The sequence below is a fragment of the Actinomadura sp. NPDC048021 genome (assembly GCF_040653135.1).
GTDB lineage: Bacteria > Actinomycetota > Actinomycetes > Streptosporangiales > Streptosporangiaceae > Spirillospora > Spirillospora verrucosospora.
Genome location: NZ_JBEZJQ010000007.1, coordinates 173844 through 194801 on the forward strand (window position 1 = coordinate 173844; position 20958 = coordinate 194801).

Below are 20958 nucleotides of genomic sequence, written 5' to 3' on the forward strand. Positions count from 1 at the left end.
CTGGGGATCCGCCCTCCGGGAAGGACCCGGAGGGTCCCCGGCGACGCCGGCGGGACCGCCTGGCCTCACGCGTGCACGCCGACGCGCGGGCCGCCGCGGGGATCGCCTGGACGCTGATCAAGGGCACCGCGATCGGCGGGTTCCGCTACCGCGTCACCGGGCTGGCGGCGGAGGCGGCGTTCTTCGCCCTGCTGTCGATGCCGCCCCTCGTCATCGGTCTCATCGGCACGATGGGCCACCTGCGCGGCCTGTTCGGCTCGGAGACGATCGCCGAGGTGCGCTCCTGGGTGATCGAGCACGCCCAGACGGTGCTGACCGGCCCGACCGTCAAGACGGTCGTCGTCCCGCTCATCGACGACGTGATCCGGGGCGGCAGCCCCGACATCGTGTCGGTCAGCTTCCTGATCTCGCTGTGGGCGGGGTCGCGGGCGACGAACGTCTACGTCGACACGATCACGATCGCCTACGGGCTGTCGGGCGTGCGGGGCGTGATCCGCACCCGGGTGCGCGCGTTCGTGCTCTACCTCATCGGGCTGCTGACCCTGATCGTCGTGGTCCCGATGATCGTGGCCGGGCCCGCGCTGGTCCGCCAGGCGCTGCCGGAGAGCACCGAGGCCGTCCAGGCGCTGTACTGGCCGGTCGTGGTGAGCCTGTCGATCATCTTCCTCTCGCTGCTCTACCACATGAGCGTCCCGGTGCGGACGTCCTGGTGGCGCCAGACGCCCGGCGCGGCGCTCGCGCTGCTGATCTGGATCGTGGGCAGCTTCGTCCTGCGGATCTACCTGGCCGGCTCGCTGAGCGGGGTGTCGGTCTACGGCTCGCTGGCCGCCGCGATCGCGCTGCTGGCCTGGCTGTACGTGGCGGCGCTCGCGGTGCTGATCGGGGCGGCGCTGAACGCCGAGATCGACCGGTTGTGGCCGAGCGGGGACACCGCCCGGATCCGCGCCGCACTGGAGGCGCAGGCCGACCAGGTGCCGCGGGACCAGGGAGCGACGGGTAAAAACCACCCCGAATGAGGTCCTGATAAGGGCAAACATGTCGTAACCTCGCGTGACATGACCCCCCGTGAGGAGCCCGGCCGGCTGCGGACCGTGACCGGCACGATCGCGACGTCCGACATCACCGGGCCTGTGCTCTCCCACGAGCACCTCCAGCTGGACCTGCGCTGGCCGGCGCGCCCCCAGCTCGCCACCTCCGACCCGAACCGGTGGCTGGACGAGGAGAAGGCCGTCCAGCGGGAGCTGAACGCCCTGCGCAAGGACCACGGCCTCGGCCTCGTCGTCGACCTCACCTGCTCGGGCATGGGACGCAACGCCGCCGCGCTCGCCCGCATCAGCGCCGGCGCCCGGGTCGCCGTGGTGGCCGGGACGGGCGTGTTCACCGAGCCGTTCCACCCCGCGTTCGTCCGCGAGGTCCTCGCCGGCGGGACGTCCCCCGCCGCCCCCGGCTTCGAGACCGGCCGCGAGGGCGGGCACCCGGGCGCTTCGGCGGTCGACCGGCTCGCCGAGCGGCTGCTCGCCGAGGTCGGCTTCGGGATGGACGGCACGAACTCGCTGCCCGGGGTCATCGGCGAGATCGGCGCCTGGGGGGAGGCCCCGACCGAGACCGAGGAGCTGTGCCTGCGCGCCGCCGCCCAGGCCGCCCGCTACTCCGGGCTGCCGGTCGCGACCTACGGGCGCGCGGGCCTCGCCCAGCTGGAGATCCTCACCTCCGCGGGGCTGCCTCCCGGGCGCGTGGCGGTGGGGCAGCAGGACCGGGTGGACGACCCCGGCCAGCACCGCAAGATCGCCGAGTCCGGCGGCTACGTCTCGTTCGGCACGCTCGGCCTCGCGGGGGAGGACGCCGCCGCCGTCGGCGCCCGCGTGCGCCGCGTCCTGGACCTGCTGGACGCCGGGCACGCCGACCGGGTGCTGCTGAGCACCGGGGTCGCGCGGATGTCCCAGGTCGCCCGCTACGGCGGCGCCGGATTCGGGTACCTGTTCGAGACGTTCCTGCCCGCGTTGCGCGCCGCCGGCGCCGACGAGGCGACCCTCCGCGCGATCCTGCACGACAACCCCCTGCGGTGGCTCACCGCTTCCTGAGTGGGTAGGGGACCCCCGGAAGGGGGTGCGCCCGATGCCCTGGAACAGGTTCGCGGGCGGAGGCGCCCGGGGGCGGTCCGGAACCGTCCGGCTCCCCTACACCGACCGCGCCGAGGCGGGCCGGGTGCTCGCGGCACGGCTCGCCACGATGGGGCTGGAGGGGGCCGTGGTCCTCGCGCTGCCGCGCGGCGGCGTCCCCGTCGGCCACGAGATCGCGCGGCACCTCCGGGCGCCGCTCGACGTGCTGGTGACCCGCAAGATCGGATACCCGCCGCAGCCGGAGCTCGGCGTCGGCGCGATCGCCGAGGGCGGCGCCCCGGTGTTCGACGACGGCCTGCTGGCGCGCCTCGGGCTCCGCGAGGACGACCTGGCCCCCACGGTGGAGGCCGAGCGCGCCGAGCTGGACCGCCGGGTGGCGGTCTACCGGGGCGGCCGCCCGCTGCCGCCGGTCGCCGGGAGGCCGGTGATCGTGGTGGACGACGGGCTCGCCACCGGCGGCACCGCCCGCGCGGCCGTGCGGGCGGTGCGCGGGCGCGGACCGTCCCGGCTGGTCCTCGCGGTGCCGGTGGGCGCCGCCGAGACCGTCCGGAGCCTGGAGGCGGAGGTGGACGACCTGGTCGTGCCGGTCGCGCCCTGGGACTTCCACGCCGTGGGGCAGTGGTACCGCGACTTCGAACAGCTCAGCGACGCCGACGTGACGGCCTGGCTGCGGCGTGCCGCGCCGCCGGGCGGCGCGGCCCCGGGCGGGCCCGGGGACCCGGGCCGGGAGTGACCCGTGGAGCCGGGTCCGGGCCGCCGGAGGCCGGGACTGAATGGCGTCCGGGAATTTTCGGGAAATGGCCACATCGGCGGGGCCGGTGCGGTAAAAGGGCGTCCCGCCGGAATGTCGTGAACGACGTGACCGGGTTGTGACGCAGATGTGACGAAGAACCCGGGCCCGGTCGCGATGGACCGGGCCCGGGCAACGCAAACGGCCCCGCGGGGCGGGGCCGTGACGTTTTAGGTGGCGTGCCGGGGATCGCGATGGGAGCGTTTCGGCGGCCTGTGCCTTCGTTCAGGCGGCGTTGGCGCGACGCATGCGGCGACGGCGCTCGGACGCGCGCTCGTCCTCGTTCAGGCCGCCCCAGGTGCCGTACTTCTCGGGCCGGGACACCGCGTAGTCCAGGCAGTCCGTACGGACCGGGCAGCCCATGCAGATCTGCTTGGCCTTGCGCTCGCGGATCTCGCGCTCGGGCTGGCGCTCGCCGTCGGGGCCGAAGAAGAGGACGAGGTCTTCCCCCCGGCACGCCGCGGCGTCCTGCCAGCCCCAGCTGGGACGAGGGAGGTTTGCCTGCCGACGTACCTGAGCCATGGAACACCCACCTTGATTGGTTTCGAACAAATTCAGGACATGGACGCTCGACGTACTTCGGATGACAAGAGTCAGAGAAGCGCCGAATGTTCCAACGTCTGGAGTTGCCGCTCTGTTCCCCGTCCGGTTACTCCGGAAACCTGGGGACGTGCGACAGGGAAGCCCTCGAATGGGGCCTCAGAGAGATTACACGAGGGCCGCCTCGTTGAGAAGGGTGAGTTCCCTAACAACGTAGGTTCTCTGGTTCTCCCCGCAGTCGGTCCCGCACGGGTCGGGTTGCTGGACGGCTTCGACGACCGCCCGGTAACGGCTCCGCCTCAGAAGAACAACCGCTTCGTGCCGGGTTGTTCCGGGGATCGCGGTGATCGACGCCACGCTCACCTCGTCCACCCCGAGCCGTCCCGTGTGCGCGCGGACGAAGTGCTCCGCCGCCTGTGCGGGCTCCGGGGCTCCCGCCCGTCCGCGCAGCCTGGGGAGGACGACCTCGCCCCGCAGGTAGGCGTCCGCCGCCGCGTTCGCCTCCGCTTCGCTGAGGTCGCCGTACGAGAATCCGTGGGGAAGACATACCAAATTCGCCGCAAATCGGTCACCGCCGACATGGGTGGTTTCCCAGATGAGGCGATCGAAACGCGTCGCGAGAGAACGGGCCAGCGGCGCCCCGGTGCGGGCGCAGCAGGCGTTGCGGCGCCCGTGCGTGCAGACCAGCAGGACCGGCTCGGCCACCCGCTCCCCGAGGCCCGGCGACCGGCCCTTCGCGAGCGCGTCCAGGTCGAGCGCCGCCAGCTCGGCCGGGTCGGCCAGCTCGCGCCCCTCGATCCAGGCCTCGCCCCCGCGGGAGAACCCGGCGTAGACCTGGACGGGCGGGGTGGCGCGGCGGCGGCCCGGCCGGCGGATCAGCTGCGGCCGGACGCCCGCCTTCTTCGCCGCCCGCACGGCGTCGGCGACCGCTCCCGGGCCGGCGAGGTCCTCGACGCGTTCGGGCCAGGGGCCGGGGTGCTCGACGAGCAGCCAGGCGCCCGCCTTCACGGTGGCGGTCGCCAGGCACGGCCGCTCGCCGGTGTGGCTCCCCGGGCAGTGTCCGCAGCTTCTGCCGCGCGTCACGCAGTCCCCCCGCCGATCGTTCGTCCCCGTCGAGCTGAAATCGATTAGGTAAGGGTAACCTAAGGCGCGACGGTCAAACCAGCGGGGTGGCGAGCACCGCCTCCGCCGCGGGCAGGGCGGCCTCCCGGTCGCTCGCCACGAGCCCGATCCGGGTGCGCCGGTCCAGAAGGTCGCCCGCGTCGAGGGCGCCCTCGTGCAGCACTCCCCAGGCCAGCTCCGCGCCGGTCACCGGCAGCCCGGGGACGACCGGCTCCAGCAGCCCCGCGTCCCGCCCGGCGAGCGCGGCCAGCAGCGGCGCCTCGGCGCCGTACCGCTGGACGAGCCGGGCGGGCGCGTCCAGCGCGTCCAGACGGGCGCGCGGAGCCGCGCCGACGAGGGGCAGCCGCGAGGTGCGGCAGGGACCGGCGGTGAGGCCGCGGGCGCGCACGACCGCGTCCACGGCGTCCTCGGCCATGCGCCGGTAGGTGGTCAGCTTGCCGCCGACGATCGTCACGACGCCGTCCCGCGACGTCAGGACGGCGTGCCGGCGGGAGATGTCGGCGGTGTCGCCCCCGCCCCCGAGGTCCAGCAGGGGACGCAGCCCGGCGTACGCGCCGGCCACGTCGGCGCGCCGCACCGGGACGTCCAGCGCCGAGTCCAGGACGTCGAGCAGGAAGCCGATCTCGCCCTCGGTCGGCTCCGGCACGTCCGGGACGGGCCCGTCCGCCGGCTCGTCGGTGAGACCGACGTAGACGCGGCCGTCGCCCTGCGGGAGCACCAGCACGAACCGGTTGCCCGCCCCGGGGATGGGGACGTGCATCGCGGCGGTGAGCCCGCGCAGCGCCTCGGCCCGCAGCACCAGGTGGGTGCCGCGGGACGGGCGCAGCCGCACCCCGTCCACCAGGCCGCCCGCCCACACCCCGGCCGCGTTCACCACCGCGCGCGCCCGCACGGTGGTCTCGCGTCCGGTGAGCTCGTCCCGGACGAGGGCGCCGTCGCCGGTCACCTCGACCGCTCGGCAGCGGGTGAGGATCCGGGCGCCGTGCCCGGCGGCGGTCCGGGCGAGCGCGGTGACGAGGCGGGCGTCGTCGGCGAGCTGCCCGTCCCACGACAGCAGCCCGCCGCGCAGCCCGTGGGGGCGCAGGGCGGGCGCGAGCCGGAGCGTCTCGACCGCCGACAGCCACCGGGGGCCGGGCAGGACCGACCGCGGGGTGCGGGCGGCGAGCCGCAGCAGGTCCCCGGCGCGCATGCCGCCGCCGGCCAGCAGCGCCTGCGAGCGGGACACCAGCGGGGTCAGCGGCAGCACGAACGGAAGCGCCCGCACGAGGTGCGGGGCGGTGCGCAGCATCAGCGCGCCGCGTTCGACCGCGCTCTCGTGCGCCACGTCCACCTGGCCGGACGCCAGGTAGCGCAGCCCGCCGTGGATCAGTTTGGAGCTCCAGCGCGACGTGCCGAACGCCAGGTCGCGGGCGTCGACCGCGGCGACGGACAGGCCGCGGGACGCGGCGTCCAGCGCGGCGCCCGCCCCGGTGGCGCCGAGGCCGACGACCAGCACGTCCACCACCTCGCCGGGGAGTTCGGCGAGCTCGCGCTCCCGGCGTGCGGCGTTGAGCGAGGTCCGGGGATCGGGTCCGGCTGCGTTCACGGTGCGAGCGTCCTCTCCAGGATGTGGCGGAGTTCGGCGTCGAGGGCGTCGGCGTCGACCCCGGGCTCCAGCGCGTCGATCATGATCTGCGCGGAGAGCCCGAACGACTGGACGACCAGCAGGAGCGCGCGGGCCTGGAGCGCGGGGACGCCGGCCCGGATCGTGCCGTCGCGCTGGCCGGCGGAGATCGACTCCTCGAACCCCGCGAGGAAGGCCCGCTGGCTGGCGCCGCAGCGGTCCAGCAGGTAGGGCAGCAGCAGCTCGGGGTCGACCTCGATGATCTTGCGGAGCAGCGGGTGGTCGCGGAACGTCCGCACGCCGGTGACCAGGCCGTCCACCAGCCTGGGCCGGACGGGGCGGCCGTCGTCGGGGGGCGACAGCGCGTCGCCGATCGCGGTCCACTCGCGGGTCATCAGGTCGGCGACGATGGTGCGGACGTCCGGCCAGCGCCGGTAGAGCGTCATGCGCGAGACGCCGGCCCGCCGCGCGATGTCGGTCAGCGTCGTGCGCCGCACCCCGACCGCGAGCACGCAGTCGCGCGCGGCGTCCAGCACGGTGTCGTCGGCGGTCCGTGCCGCCGTCCTGTTGTGACGATTCGACGTCATGTGTCACAGTGTAAGCCACCAGACGGGCGGGGCGGCGAGGGAGGCGGGCGTGGAGACGCGCGACATGCTGTGGAGCGGCTGGGGCGACCCGGCGAAGGCGGCGCCGCTGCCCGAGCCGATGGTCGGCCTGCTGCGCGACCTGCTCGGCGTGCGGCCCGCCGCGGGGCCGCCGGCCGGGCCGTCCGGCGTCCGGCTCGCCGAGCCCCGGCTGTCCGGGGACGACCTGACCGCGCTCGCCGCCGTCGTGGGGGAGGGCAACGTGCGCGCCGACACCGAGGCGCGGCTCCGCCACACGCGCGGCAAGTCCACGCCCGACCTGCTGCGCATCCGCGCCGGCGACGCCGCCGGCGCGCCGGACGCGGTGGTCCTGCCCGGCGACCACGACGAGGTGCTCGCGGTGCTGGAGGCGTGCGCCGGGCGGCGCGTCGCGGTCGTCCCGTTCGGCGGCGGCACCTCGGTCGTCGGCGGGCTGGCGCCGCGGGGCGCGGACGCCTTCGTCGCCCTCGACCTGCGCCGCATGGACCGCCTCGTCGAGCTCGACGAGGTCTCCCGGACGGCCGTCCTGCAGCCCGGCCTGCGCGCCCCGGCGGCCGAGGCGCTGCTCAACGAGCGCGGCTACACGCTCGGGCACTTCCCGCAGTCCTACGAGTGGGCGTCGATCGGCGGGTTCGCGGCGGCGCGGTCGAGCGGGCAGGCGTCCGCCGGGTACGGGCGGTTCGACGACATGGTCGTCGGCCTCACCGCGGCCACCCCCGAGGGGACGCTCGACCTCGGGCGGGCGCCGAAGTCGGCGGCCGGGCCCGACCTGCGGCAGCTCCTCCTCGGCTCGGAGGGCGCGCTCGGCGTGATCACCTCCGTGCGGGTGCGGGTGCATCCCGTCCCGGAGGCCCGGGAGTACGAGGGCTGGCGGTTCGCCTCCTTCGACGAGGGCGCCGCCGCGCTGCGGCGCCTCGCCCAGGACGGCCCCCTCCCCGCGGTCCTGCGGCTGTCCGACGAGACCGAGACCATGGTCGGGCTGGCCGACCCCGCGGCGATCGGCGAGGGCTCCTCCGCCGCCGGGACCCTGGCCGTCCTCGGCTTCGAGGGGACGTCCGAGCGCGTCGCCGACCGGCGGGCCGGGGCCGCGCGGGTGCTGCGCGAGGCCGGCGGCGAGCCGCTCGGCGCCGGGCCGGGGGAGAAGTGGGAGCGCGGCCGCTTCGACGCCCCCTACCTGCGCGACTCCCTCCTGGACGCCGGCGCCTTCGTCGAGACGCTGGAGACCGCCGCCTTCTGGTCGGACGTCCCCGCGCTGTACGAAGCCGTCCGGGAGGCCCTGATCGGAACGCTGTCGGGCGCCGGGACGCCGCCGCTGGTGATGTGCCACATCTCGCACGTGTATCCGACGGGCGCGTCCCTCTACTTCACGGTCGTGTCCGCGCAGGGCGAGGAGCCCGTCGGGCACTGGGCCGCCGCCAAGCGCGCGGCCTGCGACGCGATCCTCGCCGCCGGCGGGACGATCAGCCACCACCACGGGGTGGGCACCGACCACCGCGACTGGTACGCCCGGGAGATCGGGCCGCTCGGCGCCGCCGTGCTGCGCGCCGTCAAGGAGAGGGTCGATCCCGCCGGGATCCTCAACCCGGGCGTCCTCGTCCCGCCCGCGGAAGGAGAGTGAGCTCCGTGCGCGGGAAGGAAGTGAGCGGCGTGCGCGCGTTCACCGCGATCGTCAACCCGGCGGCGGGCGGCGCGTCCGCCTCCTGCCTGATCCCGCTGGCCCGGCTGCTGCGCGACGCGGGCGCCGAGGTCGACGTCGAGTACAGCCGCGGGATGGAGCACGCCGCCGACGCCGCCCGCGCCGCCGCCGAGGCGGGCCGGGTGGTGCTCGGCGTCGGCGGGGACGGCCTGGTCGGCTGCGTCGGCGGAGCCCTGGCCGGGACGGGGGCCCTGTTCGGGATCGTCCCCGCCGGCCGGGGCAACGACTTCGCGCGCCAGCTCGGCGTCCCGTCCGACCCGGAGCGGCTCGCCCGGCTGCTGCTGGAGGGCGAGCCGCGCGCCGTGGACGCCATCGACGCCAACGGGACGGCCGTGCTCGGCAGCGTCTACGCGGGCGTGGACGCGGTCGCCAACGACAACGCCAACAGGACGCGGCTCCTGCGCGGCTCGGCCGCCTACTACGTCGGGGCGCTGCGCGCGATCGCCTCGTGGCGGCACGCCGACTACCTGATCACCGTGGACGGCGAGCGGTACCGGCGGGAGGGTTACACCGTCGTCGCCGCCAACTCGGGCTACTACGGGTTCGGCAAGCACATCGCCCCCGGCGCGCGCGTCGACGACGGCCTGCTCGACGTCGTGCTGATCCGCAAGGCGCCGAGGACGCTGTTCTTCGCCGTCATGCGGGAGCTGGAGGCCGGGACGCACGTCCGGCGGCCCGAGGTGGAGGTCCTGCGCGGCCGCGAGGTCCGGATCGAGCTCGCCGGCGGGTCCGGCAGGACGCTCCCGTACGGGGCGGACGGCGAACTCCCCGGGATCCTGCCGGTCACCGCGCGGGTGATGCCCGGCGCGCTGCGCGTCCTGGCGCCCTGACCGGCACGCCGCCAGGTTTTGCAGGGCGTTTAGGGCGGTTTACGCCCCCATTACGGCTCTCCGGATAGTGTCGGTTACGTCCCGCTACGGGACCTTGGGGCTGTCTGTGGAGGCATCATGGGAAGGCGACTTCACTGCTCGCCGTTCTGGGGGGACTCATGATGACCGCAGGCCCCCTCGTCGTGGTGGCGCCGGTGTCCTTGGGGGTGGCGCCGGCGCCAACCGCGCTTGCCTGACGAAGTGTCTGCTTCCTGGCGTCGTGTCGCCTTGACGGCGTGACCGCCTCCGGAAAGGCTGTGAGCACCCCCTCACGCCCGGAGGCATTCTGTGTCTGCCGAGGTCCCCCCCGGACCCGACAACTCGCGCACCTCCGAGGAAGGCGCCGGCTGGGCCTGCGGCAGGCGGGGAAGCTTCCACGAGATGCTCCCGGACCGCGTCCCCGACTTCTCCTGGCGCCGCCCCTCGGTGCTCTGGCGATCGCGCAACGACGTGCTGGCGCGCCTGTTCGGCGACCCGGCGAACGCGATCCGCCGTCGCTGCGTGGCGTCCCTGCGCGAGCGCGGCACCCCGGCCGCGTTCACCGTGCACCGCCCGGCGCCGGAGTTCTCCTTCGCGCTGGTCGGCGACACCGGCGAGGGGGACCGGTCGCAGTACGCGGTGGTCCCGCCGCTGCTGCACGCGGCCGCGGGCACCGACTTCATGGTCATCGCCAGCGACGTGATCTACCCGACGGGCGACGCGGGGGACTACCCCGACAAGTTCTTCCGCCCCTACAAGGACTACCCCGCGCCCATCTACGCGGTGCCCGGCAACCACGACTGGTACGACGGCCTGCGCGGCTTCCTGCACGTCTTCTGCGGCCTGGACGAGAACTGCTCGCCGCCCCCGTGGCGCGGCCCGCTCGCCTTCATCCCGCGCCGCCTGTGGCGCCACTCCGGAGCCGTCGACGCGGAGGCGCTCGCCGAGGCCCGCCGGCTGTACCGGGGCGCGCCCGGCCAGCAGGGCGCGCAACCGGGGCCGTACTGGGCGATCGACACCCCCGCGCTGCGCATCATCGGCATCGACACCGGGATCACGGGCCGGCTCGACCGCGACCAGGGGCGCTGGCTCCGGGAGGTCTCCGGGGGGCCGAAACCAAAGTTGCTGGTGACCGGAAAGCCGCTCTACGTGGACGACGACCACCGTCCCGGGGCGATCGAGGGCGGCGGGACGGTCGACGAGATCGTCCAGGACCCGGCGCACCACTACGTGGCCGCGATCGGCGGCGACATCCACAACTACCAGCGCTACCCGGTGCGGACCGGCGACGGCCGGACGATCCAGTACATCGTCTCGGGCGGCGGCGGCGCCTTCATGCACGCGACCCACGTCATCCCGCGGACCCGGGTGGTGGAGGAGGACGAGTTCCGCTGCTACCCGCTGCGCGGCGACTCCCTGTCGCGCTACAGCAAGCTGTACGGCCGGTGGCTGCGGCTCCCGGGGCTCTTCGAGCTCACCCCCGAGGAGGCCACCGCCGCCGTCGAGCACCGGCTCGGGATCAAGCCGGGGCGAGGGTACGACGGCCCCGCGGCGTCGCGCCGCGCGCGCTTCGTCGCCGCCGTCCTCGGCGTGCCGCGGGGCGGCCGCGGCCGCCCCCGCTTCCTGCGGCTCCCCGTCCGCAGGCTGCCGCAGCGGTTCCGGTCGGAGCTGGCCGACTGGGACCGGCCGCCGTTCTTCAAGAGCTTCCTCCGCCTGGACGTGACGGAGTCGCAGCTGCGCATCCGTTGCTTCGCGGCGACGGGGTGCGGCGACCACGAGACGTCGCCGCCGTGCGAGGACGAGGTGACGATCCCGCTGCGCTGACCGGCCGGTTTGGATGATCTGCCAGTCATGGGGCGAAAGTAGGCGATCTTGCCTCGCGGCGTGCCCGGCTGCCGTTACAGTCGTGGCTCACCACACCGGTGAACGGTAACGGACGGTCGGCCGGAAAACGACCGCGTCCTTCAGGAGAGCTTTTCCATGAGTCACCCCCAGCAGGGTCAGGGCCAACAGCAGGCATACCAGGGCGGCTACGCGCCCGCCCACGCGCAGCACCAGGCGCCCGCAGCCGCGGGCACCGGCCTCAACATGAAGCGCCGCAACCCCGTCGGCGCCTGGCTCGGGCTGCCGATCATCACGTTCGGCATCTACGGGCTCGTCTGGTTCTTCAAGGTCCACGACGAGCTGCACCAGTACGACCGGCGCATCGACAACGCCGCCACCAACGCGCTGCTGTCCATGCTGTTCGGCGGCATCACCCTCGGCATCTGGCCGCTCGTCATGTGGGTCAAGCTCGGCGGGCGCATCGCCCAGGCCCAGCGCTCGGCCGGCCTCCAGCCGAGCTGCAGCGGCGGCATGGGCTTCCTGCTCGGCATCTTCGGCTTCGGCGTGCTGTACTACCAGCTCCAGCTGAACAAGGTCATCGACCGCTACGGAGACACCCCCGCCGGCCAGCAGGTGTCGATCCTCTAGGCCTTTTTCTCGGCCTTCTCTCCTCCTTCGGGCCTGGCGGCCCTCCATCGTCGATGAAGGCGGGCGATCGCTGGCATCGCTTCGTCTCGCCTTGGCGGCTCGCTTCGCGATCAGATTCTTGCTTCGCTCGAATCTGCCTTCGGACGCGATCGCATGGGGGAGGTCGTCGCCAGCCGAGCTTCAGACGCTGCCTTGAGCAGCGGGCCACGGCCCTGGCCTGCTGATTCGGATCGCGCTCGACCCCCCGTGACCTTGTCACGGGGGGTCTTCGCTTTGTGCAGGAGCTGGATTGTCGGTGGGCGGGGTCAGAATGGGCGGGTGAGGATCGCGGTCGCGGCCGGGGGCGGGCGTGGGGGTGCGTTGCGGGCGGTGGCCGAGGACGGCACGCCCGCGGGGCCCGTCGAGGAGGTTCCCGACCTGGTCCCGGCCATCGCCGAGCGGGAACGCGAGTCGGCGCCGCGCTGGGTGTGGCCGTCCACCGCGCGGCTCTACCCCCGGCTGCTGGAGGCGGGCGTGCGGGTCGCGCGCTGCCACGACCTCGAACTCGTCGAAAGCCTGCTGCTCGGCCATGCCGGGCGGTACGGGGAGCCGCGCTCGGTCCGGGCGGCGTGGGCGCGGCTGCGCGGCGAGCCCGTCCCGGCCGATCCGCTGCCGCCCCGGGAAGACGCCGCGCAGCCGTCGCTGTTCGACGACGACGCCGGGCGGGAGGAGTCCGCCGACGACCTCGGCCAGATCGTCGCGGTGCACGCCGAGCAGCAGCGCGGCATCGCCGGGCTTGACGGGTTCGCGCTGCTCGCGGCGGCCGAGTCGGCCGGTTCGCTGGTGGCCGCCGAGATGGCGCACGACGGGCTGCCCTGGTCGGCGGTTGAGCACGACGCGCTGCTCACCGAGATGCTCGGGCCGCGGCCCACGGGCGGTCTGCGGCCCCGCAGGCTGCAGGAGCTCGCCGACCGGATCAGCGCCGCGTTCGGGCCGCGCGTGCACGTCAACCCCGACTCCCCGGCGCAGATCATCCGGGCGTTCGCCTCGGCGGGGCTGCCGATCGCGTCCACGCGGGCGTACGTCCTCCGGCAGGTCGACCACCCCGCCGTGCCCCTGCTGCTGGAGTACAAGGAGCTGTCGCGGCTGCACGCCGCGCACGGCTGGACGTGGCTCGACACGTGGGTGAGCGGCGGCCGGTTCCGTCCCGAGTACGTCGTCGGCGGCGTCGTGTCCGGGCGGTGGGCGACGAGCGGCGGAGGCGCCCTGCAGATCCCGCGCGTGCTGCGCAAGGCCGTCGTCGCCGACCCGGGCTGGGCCCTGGTCGTCGCCGACGCCGCGCAGCTCGAACCCCGGGTGCTGGCGGCGCTCGCCGGCGACCGCGCGTTCTCCGAGGCCGCCGCGCACGGCGACCTCTACGCGGCCCTGTCCGACGCCTTCCGCGACGACGCCGACGGCGCGCGGACCGCGCGCGACAAGGCCAAGATCGCCCTGCTGTCCGCCATGTACGGGGGCGGGACGGCGGACGCGGTGCAGCTCCTCGCCGTCCTGAAGAGCCGGTTCCCGCAGGCGTTCGAGTACGTCGAGACCGCCGCGCGGGCGGGGGAGCGCGGGCTGCTCGTGCGGTCCCGCCTCGGCCGCACGTGCCCGCCGCCCTCGGCCGGGTGGCGCGAGCTGACGTCGGCGGGCGACGACGACGCCGCCCCGGGGCCCCGGGGCGGCACGGCGGCCCAGGCGCTGCGCGGGCGGGGCCGCTTCACCCGCAACTTCGTCGTCCAGGCCACCGCCGCCGACTGGGCGCTCGCGCTCCTCGGCTCCCTGCGCCGCCGCCTCGCCGGGATCGGCCCGCCCCGCCTGGTGTTCTTCCAGCACGACGAGGTCATCGTGCACACCCCCGCCGACCTGGCCGCCGAGGTCGCCGACGCGGTCCGCGCGGCCGCGCGGGAGGCGCGCGGCCTCCTGTTCGGCGACACCCCGGTCGTCTTCCCGATGGAGATCGCGGTCGTCGACCGCTACGCCGACGCCAAGTGAGCGGCCGGCGCGCGGACCGGCTCAGGGCCTCGGCGGGCGGACGGTGAGGAGCAGGCCGGCGGCGGCCGTGCCCGCGGCGGCGATCGTGCAGAACAGGTAGACGGAGGCGTAGTCGCCGAGCGCGGCCCGCTCCGGCAGCAGCGCGGCGAGGACGGCGATGCCGAGCGCGCCGCCGAGCTGCCGCGCCGTGGTGTTGAGCCCGGTGGCGCCGGCGAACCGCAGCGGCCCGGCCGACAGCGCGGCGGCCGAGGCGGTGCCGGTGCTGATCATTCCCATGCCCGTCCCGACAAGGAGGCCGAGCGGGAGCCAGAACGTCGCGAAGTGCGGTTCCGCGGGCAGGGTCGCGATGACCCACGCCCCGGACACGACCATGATCAGCGCGCCGCCGGTCACGGCCGGGCGGACGCCGAAGCGGGCGGCGAGGCGGCCCGCCGCGACCGCCGCCGCGGTGGCGGTGAACGCGCCCGGCGTCGAGGCGAACCCCGCCTTCAGGATCGAGTAGTGCCACTCGCCCGTCAGGTAGAGCACGCCGGCGAGCAGCCACGCGTACAGTGCCGTCCCGTACAGGAACGAGGCGGCGTTCGCGGCGGCGAACCGGCGGTCGCGCCACAGCGAGATCTCCAGCGCGGGCACCGGGTGCCGCGCCGATCGCCACAGCGCCAGGGCGACCAGGGCGGCGCCGCCGAGCGGCAGCGCGAGGGTCCGGGCGTCCGTCCAGCCCCAGTCCCGGCTCTGCGTGACGCCGAGCGCGGCCCCGCCGACCCCGGCGGCGAGCAGCAGCGTCCCGGCGAGGTCGGGCAGCCGGCCCGCGCCGCCCGCGGCCCGGGGCAGGCGCCGCCCGCCGAGCAGCATCGCCAGCCCTATCGGCACGTTGATGACGAACAGGGACCGCCAGCCGGACAGGTCGACCAGCACCCCGCCGAGGCCGGGGCCGATCGCGGCGGCGAAGGCGCCCGCCGCGCTCCACAGCCCGATGCTGCGGGCGCGCCGCTCGGGAGGCGTGTCGTGCAGCAGCAGCGCGAGGGACGCGGGGATCAGCGCCGCCGCGGCGGCGCCCTGCGCGGCGCGCGTCGCCAGCAGGACGGGCAGGTTCGGCGCGACCGCGCAGGCCAGCGACGCCAGCGTGAACAGGCCGGTGCCCCACAGGTACAGCGACCGCCGGCCGACCAGGTCGGCGACGCGGCCGGCGGGCGCGAGCAGCGCCGCGAACAGCACCGCGTACAGGGTGATCACCCAGGTCAGGCCGGACAGGGTGCTGCCCGGGAAGTCGGTGTGCAGGTCGGCGACGGCCAGGTTCGCGGCGGTGGCGTCGAGCATGGCCAGGAACGTCGCGCCGGCGGCCAGCCAGGGGACGTCCCGGCGCGCGGCGACCGGCCGCGGCGGCGCCGCGCCGGTCTGCGTCTCGGTGGGCATGGGGGGACCTCTCAGGAAAGTAAACGAACGATCGTACACTCTTCTAGAAGGAGGTTCCGAGTCAAGGGGGCGGGCGCATTGACTTTGAACGAACGGTCGTGCAGATTTAAGGGCGTGACCACCGACGGACGGCTTCTCAAGGGCGAGCAGACGCGCGGCGCGATCCTCGGCCGCGCCGCCGACATCGCCTCGGCGGAGGGCCTGGAGGGCCTGTCGATCGGCCGGCTCGCCACCGAGCTGCGGATCAGCAAGAGCGGCGTGTTCACCCACTTCGGCTCCAAGGAGGAGCTCCAGCTGGCGACGATCCGCAAGGCGGCCGAGGTGTTCCGCCTGCACGTGATCGAGCCCGCGCTCGCCGTCCCCGAGGGGATCGGCCGCGTCCGCGCGCTCCTGGACGCGTGGCAGCGCTACCAGCGCGACCCCGTCTTCCCCGGCGGATGCTTCTTCCACTCCGCGATGGCCGAGTTCGACGCCCGCCCCGGACGCGTCCGCGACGCGATCGCCGCGTCGCAGCGCGACTGGCGCGCCTTCCTGGAGCGCTGCCTCCGCGAGGCGCGCGACCTCGGCGAGATCGACGCCGCGACCGACGTCTCCCAGCTCGCCTTCGAACTGGACGCCCTCTGCCGCGCGGGCGGCGCGCAGGCCCTGCTCCACGACGACGCGTCCCTCTACGAGCGGGCCTCCCGCGCCATGAGCGCCCGGCTGGCCGCCGTCGCCGCCTCCTGAGCGCACGACCGTCTTCCGCGCGAAAGCCGAAGGCGCGGCGAGGCGACCGCCTCACCGCGCCCGTCAACGCGCGCCGGTCCGCGTCGCCGTCAGCCCGCCGCCGAGAAGGAGGGGCGGGAGTTCAGGGCCTCGACGTCGGAGAACGACGTCTGCCGGTACGCGCCGGTGATCGTGTTCAGCTCGTCGGGCGTCAGCACGTCCTCGATCGAGGAGAAACCGTCGGGCGCCCGCTGGCTGACCGTGTGGAGGATGCGGTCGGCGGGCATGTCCCGGCAGGCCTGGACGATGGCGTTGACCGGCTCGCGGCGCGCCTTGTCGTAGGCGAGCAGCCCCTCGGCGGGGTCGTCGGCGCCGGCCAGCTCGTGCGCCAGGACGCGGGCGTCGAGGATGGCCTGGGAGCCCCCGTTGGAGCCGATCGGGTACATCGGGTGGGCGGCGTCGCCGAGCAGCGTGACGCGGCCGAACGTCCAGCGGTCGACGGGGTCCCGGTCGACCATCGGATACTCCAGGATCTCCGCCGCCTGGGACATCAGCGCGGGGAAGTCGAGCCAGTCGTACTTCCAGTCCGCGAAGTAGGGGAGCACGTCCTCCAGGCGGCCGGCCTTGTTCCAGTCGGGGTCCCAGTCCAGCTGATCGTCGGCGAGCCTGACCTCCGCGGCCCAGTTGAGCAGCGCCTTGCCCCGGCGCTCCACGCGCATGGAGATCGGGTAGACGACGATCTTCGAGGTGGCGTTGCTCCCCATGACGACCATGGTCCGCCCGGTCAGGATGGGGTCGGCCTCGGTGATGCCGCGCCACAGCCTGATGCCGTTCCACAGCGGCGCCGGCTCGTCCGGGTACAGCTGCGCGCGGACGGCGGAGTGCAGGCCGTCCGCGCCGACCAGCGCGTCGGCCGTCACCGTCTCGGCGGTGCCCGACGCCCGGTCGAGCAGGCGGGCCCGCACCTGCGTCCCGTCCTGCTCGAAGCCCTCGAAGACGGTCCCGGTGCGGACGGCGTCCTGGCCGAGCCGCGCGCGGACGGCGTCGAGCAGCATCATCTGCAGCTCGCCGCGGTGGATCGAGTACTGGGGCCAGTTGTAGCCGAGCGCGCGCCCGCGCGGCTCCGCCCAGATCCGGCCGCCGTGCCGGTCGAAGTGCACCATCTCGCCTGTCGGGATGCCGGTCTCGGCCAGCTCGTCGGCGAATCCCAGCTCGGTGAGCTCCCGGACGGCGTGCGGCAGCAGGTTGATGCCGACGCCGAGCGGCAGCAGCCGGTTGGCGGAATCGACGACGAGGGCCTCGACTCCGGCCTCGTGCAGGCTCAGCGCGGTGGTGAGCCCGCCGATGCCCGCCCCCACGATGAGTACGCGCATGAATCACCCTCCGTTGGTCTCGGGCGACCGGGCCCAGGCGGCCCGCCCGCGCCGGTCTCGTTCGTGTCGCCGCACGTGGCGGCCGTTCTCACCGGGGCGTCCTGGTCTCACCGGCCGGGACCGGGCGCCGCCGGGGCCCCGGTCCGCCGTCCCTCCGGCTCACCCGGTGCCGGGCGCGGTGCCCGCGGGCGCCGCGCCCGGCACCTTCGCGCCACCGCGGACCAGCCGTCCGACCTCGGCCCGGAGCCGGACGAACTCCGGGGTCCCGCGGGTCTCGATCTGGTCGCGCGCCGAGGGAAGCCCGACCGGCAGGTCGGCGTGGACGCGGGCGGGCGAGCGGTTCAGTACGACCACTCGGTCACCGACGTAGACGCTCTCGTCGATGTCGTGCGTGACCAGGAGGATCGTCATCTCCCGGGTCCGGTGCATCTGCAGGACGAGGTCCTCCAGGTCCTCCCGCGTCTGCGCGTCCACCGACCCGAACGGCTCATCCATGAGCAGCAGCGACGGGCGGTAGGCCAGAGCCCGCGCGATCGACGCGCGCTGCTGCATGCCCCCCGACAGCTGCCACGGGTACTTGCGTCCGGCGTCCGCGAGGCCCACGGACTCCAGGGCCTCCTGCGCCGCGGCGCGCCGCTCCGAGCGGCCCTTGCCGCGCCGCCGCAGCGGCAGCGCCACGTTGTCGCGGACGGTCAGCCAGGGGAACAGCGACCGGCTGTAGTCCTGGAACACCACGGCGAGGTCGTCGGGCACGCCGTCGATCGGCTCGCCGTTCAGGGTGAGGGTCCCGGCGGTCGGGCGGATCAGCCCGCCGATGCAGCGCAGCAAGGTGGACTTGCCGCAGCCGGACGGGCCGACGATGCTGAGCAGCTGACCGTCCGGGACGGTGAGGTCGAGCCCGTCGATGGCCCGGTGACCGTCGCCGTAGGAATGGCTGAGGCCGGTTATCTGGAGCACCACGGCCGCCTTTGCTGTGTGTATGTCGTCAGGGTCGGCATTGGGGTCATCGTCAGCTCGCGAGCCTTTTCGCGCCAGTGTGCCAGGAGAGCAGGCGCCGCTCCAGGAGCATGAACACCGCGTTGAACAGGAGCCCGAGCAGGCCCAGCATGACGATCCCCGCCCACATCCGGGGCAGTTCGAACGAGCGCTGGGCGCCGATGAGCTCGGATCCGATGCCCGAGGTGCTGCCGAACAGCTCGGAGATGACCATCAGGATCAGCGCGAACGACAGCGCGACCCGCAGCCCCGCGAAGATCTTGGGGGAGGCCGCCGGGAGCGTGACGGTCAGCAGCCTGCGGACCCGGCCGACGCCGAACACCCGGGCCGTCTCCAGATGCAGGGGATCCACGGTGCGGACCCCGTCGCAGGTGTTGAGCAGCACCGGCCACACCACGCCGAACGCGATCGTGACGACCTGCATGGTCGCGCCGAGCTGGAACACGATGATGAAGAACGGCACCAGGGTGGGCGGGGGGATCGCGCGCAGGAACTCCAGCACCGGGTTCAGCAAGTCGTACAGGACCCGTGACCTGCCGATCGCCGCGCCCGCCAGGACGCCCGCGGCGCCCGCGACCGCCCATCCCACGAACAGGTGGGTGAGGCTGGTGGAGAAGTCGTCCACCGCCTTGTCCGTGAGGAACGCGTGGGAGGCCGGTCCGGAGAACCACAGCTCGTGCAGCGCGTCGAAGATCGTCGTGGGCGGGGGGAAGTAGGTCTCGTCCACCGCGCGCGTGACCAGTTCCCACAGCACGGCGGCGGCGGCGACGAGCCAGACCCGCCCGGCGAACCCGCGCAGCGCTCGCAGGGCCCTCATGCGATCCCCTCCACGCGAGCGTTGTGCCAGCGGAACGCGATCCGCTCCACCCCGAAGAGGGCCGTGTTGGCCAGCAGTCCCAGCACTCCGGCCCAGCAGGCGCCGGCCAGCAGCAGGTCGGTCCGGCCGCCTCCGGACTGGGTGTCGGAGAGGTAGATCCCCACCCCGTTGATCCCGCCCGCGAGGAGCTCGGTGCTGATCACCACGACGAGGGCGACGGAGGCGGCGATCCGGACGCCGGTGGCGATGAACGGCGAAGCGCTCGGCAGGGAGACGCGCCACAGCACCGACAGCGTCCCGAAGCCGAAGCTGCGCAGGCTCTCCTTGGCGACCGGATCGACGTCGCGGAGCGCGTACAGGGTGTTGATGAGGATCGGCCACAGGCAGGCATAGAAGATCAAGGACATCTTCATCTGCGTGGGGTCGGCGAACAGGATGATGGCGAGCGGGATCAGCGCGACCGAGGGAATGGGGCGCAGCAGTTCGACCAGCGCGCGGGAGGCGGTGCCGAGCACCGGCACCGAGCCGAGCAGCACGCCCAGCGGCACCGCGACGAGCACCGCCAGCGCGAGCCCGCCCGCCCATGCCGTGAGCGTGGCCCCGACGTCGGCGAGGAACTCCCCGTCGACGGCGAGTTTCCCGGCCTCCCGCAGGACGGTCGACGCCGGGGGCAGGGCGGTCTCGTCGACGAGGCCGGTACGGCTCACGACCTCGACGACGGCGACCAGCCCGGCGACCCCGGCGGCGCCGAGAAGGATACGGCGGTACTTCATTAAGAGGAGGTCACCATGAACGACTTGACGTCAAGGGGCTTGTCCAGGTAGCCGAACTGCTGCATCAGGTCGGCCACGCGCTGGAGGCGGGTGGCGTTCAGCGTGGTCGGCCACGTGCCGAAGCTCATGGTGGAGGCGACCTTGGCGTCGATCCCCTTGGCGTAGGTCGGCAGGACGTCCTGGACCAGCTTGCGGTCGGCGGCCATGCCCTGCGCCTTCAGCAGCGCGCGCTGGAAGGCGGCGACCGTCTTGGGGTTCTCCTTGGCGAACTTCTCGGTGGTGGCGAAACCCGCGACCGGGAAGTCCGCGGTCGGGCCGCTGGACAGGTCGGCGACCATGCGGGCGCCCATGGACTGCTGCATCTGGGTGCCGAACGGCTCGATCGCCTGGACGGCCTCGACGCTCTTGGACTTCAGGGCCTGCTCCATGGCGGGCGGGGGGACCTCGACGAAGTTCCTGTCCTCGTCGAATTCGACGCTCTGCGGCTTGCCGGCGGCCCGCACCAGCAGCGTGGCCACGTTGCGCTTGGTGTTGACGGCGATCTTCTTGCCGGCCAGGTCCTTGATCGTGTGGTACGGGGAGTCCTTGCGCACCATCAGCGTGTGCGTCTTCGGCGCGCTCTGCATGCCCTCAACGACGATCTTGGGCTTGAAGCCCGGGTCCTTGGCCCCGGCGGTGAGCAGCGAGACGTAGTTGCTGATGCTGAAGTCCAGCCGGCCGCTCTTCAGAAGCGGGATGCCCGCGGCGCCACCCGGGATGACCTGGGTCTTGACAGTCAGGCCCTCGGCCTTGAACAGTCCCTTGGAGATGGCGAGCTGGACGGGCGCGGTGTCGGCGACGGTCATGTTGCCGAGGGTGATCTCGGACTTCTCCAGACCGTTGGCCGACTTCTTCTCCGAGGAGCCGCAGGCCGCGGCGGAGAGAGCCAGAGCGATCGCTAGCGCGCCGGTGACGGCTGTACGGCGGTGGGAAGCAGGCATGGCAAGGCTCCATTTTGCGGGGGAAGCACGTTGAACCTGATCTTTCAAACGAGGCGGGAGCGTAGCGCACTGTGGGC

At 74.0% G+C, this 20958-nt stretch carries 19 protein-coding genes; 9 read left to right on the forward strand and 10 right to left on the reverse strand.

What is annotated here, in order from left to right; all coding sequences use genetic code 11:
• Positions 1-71 precede the first annotated feature (71 nt).
• From AB0C87_RS14095 to AB0C87_RS14105, 3 genes are read left to right on the forward strand one after another with little or no spacing between them, the layout of a single operon-like run.
• A complete protein-coding gene (locus AB0C87_RS14095; protein WP_345184657.1) occupies positions 72-1016 on the forward strand; it encodes a YihY/virulence factor BrkB family protein in 945 nt (314 codons plus the stop codon).
• Positions 1017-1055: 39 nt separating this feature from the next.
• A complete protein-coding gene (locus AB0C87_RS14100) occupies positions 1056-2081 on the forward strand; it encodes an aryldialkylphosphatase (RefSeq protein ID WP_360577730.1) in 1026 nt (341 codons plus the stop codon).
• Between the two features lie 34 nt (positions 2082-2115).
• Positions 2116-2853 carry a phosphoribosyltransferase family protein gene (locus AB0C87_RS14105; RefSeq protein ID WP_360577731.1) on the forward strand — a complete coding sequence of 246 codons (738 nt, stop codon included), beginning with the start codon at positions 2116-2118 and terminating at the stop codon, positions 2851-2853.
• Between the two features lie 282 nt (positions 2854-3135).
• On the opposite strand, the gene AB0C87_RS14110 is transcribed toward AB0C87_RS14105, so the two are convergent.
• The 4 genes from AB0C87_RS14110 to AB0C87_RS14125 form a co-directional block, all read right to left on the reverse strand.
• A complete protein-coding gene (locus AB0C87_RS14110; protein WP_075901375.1) occupies positions 3136-3432 on the reverse strand; it encodes a WhiB family transcriptional regulator in 297 nt (98 codons plus the stop codon).
• A gap of 186 nt (positions 3433-3618) precedes the next feature.
• Positions 3619-4533 carry a sucrase ferredoxin gene (locus AB0C87_RS14115; RefSeq protein ID WP_353835699.1) on the reverse strand — a complete coding sequence of 305 codons (915 nt, stop codon included), beginning with the start codon at positions 4531-4533 and terminating at the stop codon, positions 3619-3621.
• A 73-nt stretch (positions 4534-4606) separates the two neighbouring features.
• Positions 4607-6157: a glycerol-3-phosphate dehydrogenase/oxidase gene (locus AB0C87_RS14120; RefSeq protein WP_360577734.1), complete on the reverse strand. Its 1551-nt coding sequence runs from the start codon at positions 6155-6157 to the stop codon at positions 4607-4609.
• Positions 6154-6762, reverse strand: coding sequence for a TetR family transcriptional regulator (locus tag AB0C87_RS14125; protein ID WP_353835929.1), 609 nt, complete (start codon positions 6760-6762; stop codon positions 6154-6156). The genes AB0C87_RS14120 and AB0C87_RS14125 overlap by 4 nt, the downstream gene beginning before the upstream one ends.
• A gap of 64 nt (positions 6763-6826) precedes the next feature.
• Between AB0C87_RS14125 and AB0C87_RS14130 the strand changes: the two genes are divergently transcribed.
• The 5 genes from AB0C87_RS14130 to AB0C87_RS14150 all read left to right on the forward strand — a co-directional run bounded on the left by AB0C87_RS14130 (position 6827) and on the right by AB0C87_RS14150 (position 13824).
• Positions 6827-8416 carry an FAD-binding oxidoreductase gene (locus AB0C87_RS14130; protein ID WP_360577857.1) on the forward strand — a complete coding sequence of 530 codons (1590 nt, stop codon included), beginning with the start codon at positions 6827-6829 and terminating at the stop codon, positions 8414-8416.
• Between the two features lie 5 nt (positions 8417-8421).
• Positions 8422-9324 (forward strand): diacylglycerol kinase family protein, encoded by a 903-nt coding sequence (locus AB0C87_RS14135; protein WP_345184644.1) that lies wholly within the window; start codon positions 8422-8424, stop codon positions 9322-9324.
• Positions 9325-9651: 327 nt separating this feature from the next.
• Positions 9652-11166 (forward strand): metallophosphoesterase, encoded by a 1515-nt coding sequence (locus AB0C87_RS14140; protein ID WP_360577736.1) that lies wholly within the window; start codon positions 9652-9654, stop codon positions 11164-11166.
• A 156-nt stretch (positions 11167-11322) separates the two neighbouring features.
• Positions 11323-11814 (forward strand): DUF4234 domain-containing protein, encoded by a 492-nt coding sequence (locus AB0C87_RS14145; RefSeq protein WP_345184640.1) that lies wholly within the window; start codon positions 11323-11325, stop codon positions 11812-11814.
• Between the two features lie 318 nt (positions 11815-12132).
• Positions 12133-13824: a bifunctional 3'-5' exonuclease/DNA polymerase gene (locus AB0C87_RS14150; protein ID WP_360577738.1), complete on the forward strand. Its 1692-nt coding sequence runs from the start codon at positions 12133-12135 to the stop codon at positions 13822-13824.
• A gap of 21 nt (positions 13825-13845) precedes the next feature.
• Here AB0C87_RS14150 and AB0C87_RS14155 read toward each other — a convergent pair whose 3' ends face one another.
• Positions 13846-15237 (reverse strand): MFS transporter, encoded by a 1392-nt coding sequence (locus AB0C87_RS14155; RefSeq protein WP_353834518.1) that lies wholly within the window; start codon positions 15235-15237, stop codon positions 13846-13848.
• A gap of 114 nt (positions 15238-15351) precedes the next feature.
• Between AB0C87_RS14155 and AB0C87_RS14160 the strand changes: the two genes are divergently transcribed.
• Positions 15352-15963, forward strand: coding sequence for a TetR family transcriptional regulator (locus AB0C87_RS14160; RefSeq protein WP_353834517.1), 612 nt, complete (start codon positions 15352-15354; stop codon positions 15961-15963).
• Positions 15964-16052: 89 nt separating this feature from the next.
• Here the strand turns inward: AB0C87_RS14160 and AB0C87_RS14165 are convergent, their stop codons facing one another.
• From AB0C87_RS14165 to AB0C87_RS14185, 5 genes are all read right to left on the reverse strand, one after another.
• On the reverse strand, positions 16053-17315 hold the full coding sequence (locus AB0C87_RS14165; RefSeq protein WP_345184631.1) for a flavin-dependent oxidoreductase: 1263 nt from the start codon (positions 17313-17315) through the stop codon (positions 16053-16055).
• A gap of 159 nt (positions 17316-17474) precedes the next feature.
• Positions 17475-18272 carry an ABC transporter ATP-binding protein gene (locus AB0C87_RS14170; RefSeq protein WP_360577740.1) on the reverse strand — a complete coding sequence of 266 codons (798 nt, stop codon included), beginning with the start codon at positions 18270-18272 and terminating at the stop codon, positions 17475-17477.
• Positions 18273-18324: 52 nt separating this feature from the next.
• Positions 18325-19128, reverse strand: coding sequence for an ABC transporter permease subunit (locus AB0C87_RS14175; protein ID WP_353834516.1), 804 nt, complete (start codon positions 19126-19128; stop codon positions 18325-18327).
• Positions 19125-19901, reverse strand: a complete 777-nt coding sequence (locus AB0C87_RS14180; RefSeq protein ID WP_353834515.1) for an ABC transporter permease subunit — start codon at positions 19899-19901, stop codon at positions 19125-19127. The genes AB0C87_RS14175 and AB0C87_RS14180 overlap by 4 nt, the downstream gene beginning before the upstream one ends.
• Positions 19901-20881, reverse strand: a complete 981-nt coding sequence (locus tag AB0C87_RS14185) for an ABC transporter substrate-binding protein (RefSeq protein ID WP_345184622.1) — start codon at positions 20879-20881, stop codon at positions 19901-19903. Before AB0C87_RS14185 ends, AB0C87_RS14180 begins: the two co-directional genes overlap by 1 nt.
• Positions 20882-20958 lie beyond the last annotated feature (77 nt).

Bases quoted from the DNA above. Each gene is read 5' to 3' on its own strand.
- AB0C87_RS14100 (WP_360577730.1), top strand. From the start codon at position 1,056: ATGACCCCCCGTGAGGAGCCCGGCCGGCTGCGGACCGTGACCGGCACG.
- AB0C87_RS14105 (WP_360577731.1), top strand. From the start codon at position 2,116: ATGCCCTGGAACAGGTTCGCGGGCGGAGGCGCCCGGGGGCGGTCCGGA.
- AB0C87_RS14110 (WP_075901375.1), bottom strand. From the start codon at position 3,432: ATGGCTCAGGTACGTCGGCAGGCAAACCTCCCTCGTCCCAGCTGGGGC.
- AB0C87_RS14125 (WP_353835929.1), bottom strand. From the start codon at position 6,762: ATGACGTCGAATCGTCACAACAGGACGGCGGCACGGACCGCCGACGAC.
- AB0C87_RS14130 (WP_360577857.1), top strand. From the start codon at position 6,827: ATGCTGTGGAGCGGCTGGGGCGACCCGGCGAAGGCGGCGCCGCTGCCC.
- AB0C87_RS14145 (WP_345184640.1), top strand. From the start codon at position 11,323: ATGAGTCACCCCCAGCAGGGTCAGGGCCAACAGCAGGCATACCAGGGC.
- AB0C87_RS14155 (WP_353834518.1), bottom strand. From the start codon at position 15,237: ATGCCCACCGAGACGCAGACCGGCGCGGCGCCGCCGCGGCCGGTCGCC.
- AB0C87_RS14165 (WP_345184631.1), bottom strand. From the start codon at position 17,315: ATGCGCGTACTCATCGTGGGGGCGGGCATCGGCGGGCTCACCACCGCG.
- AB0C87_RS14175 (WP_353834516.1), bottom strand. From the start codon at position 19,128: ATGAGGGCCCTGCGAGCGCTGCGCGGGTTCGCCGGGCGGGTCTGGCTC.
- AB0C87_RS14180 (WP_353834515.1), bottom strand. From the start codon at position 19,901: ATGAAGTACCGCCGTATCCTTCTCGGCGCCGCCGGGGTCGCCGGGCTG.
- AB0C87_RS14185 (WP_345184622.1), bottom strand. From the start codon at position 20,881: ATGCCTGCTTCCCACCGCCGTACAGCCGTCACCGGCGCGCTAGCGATC.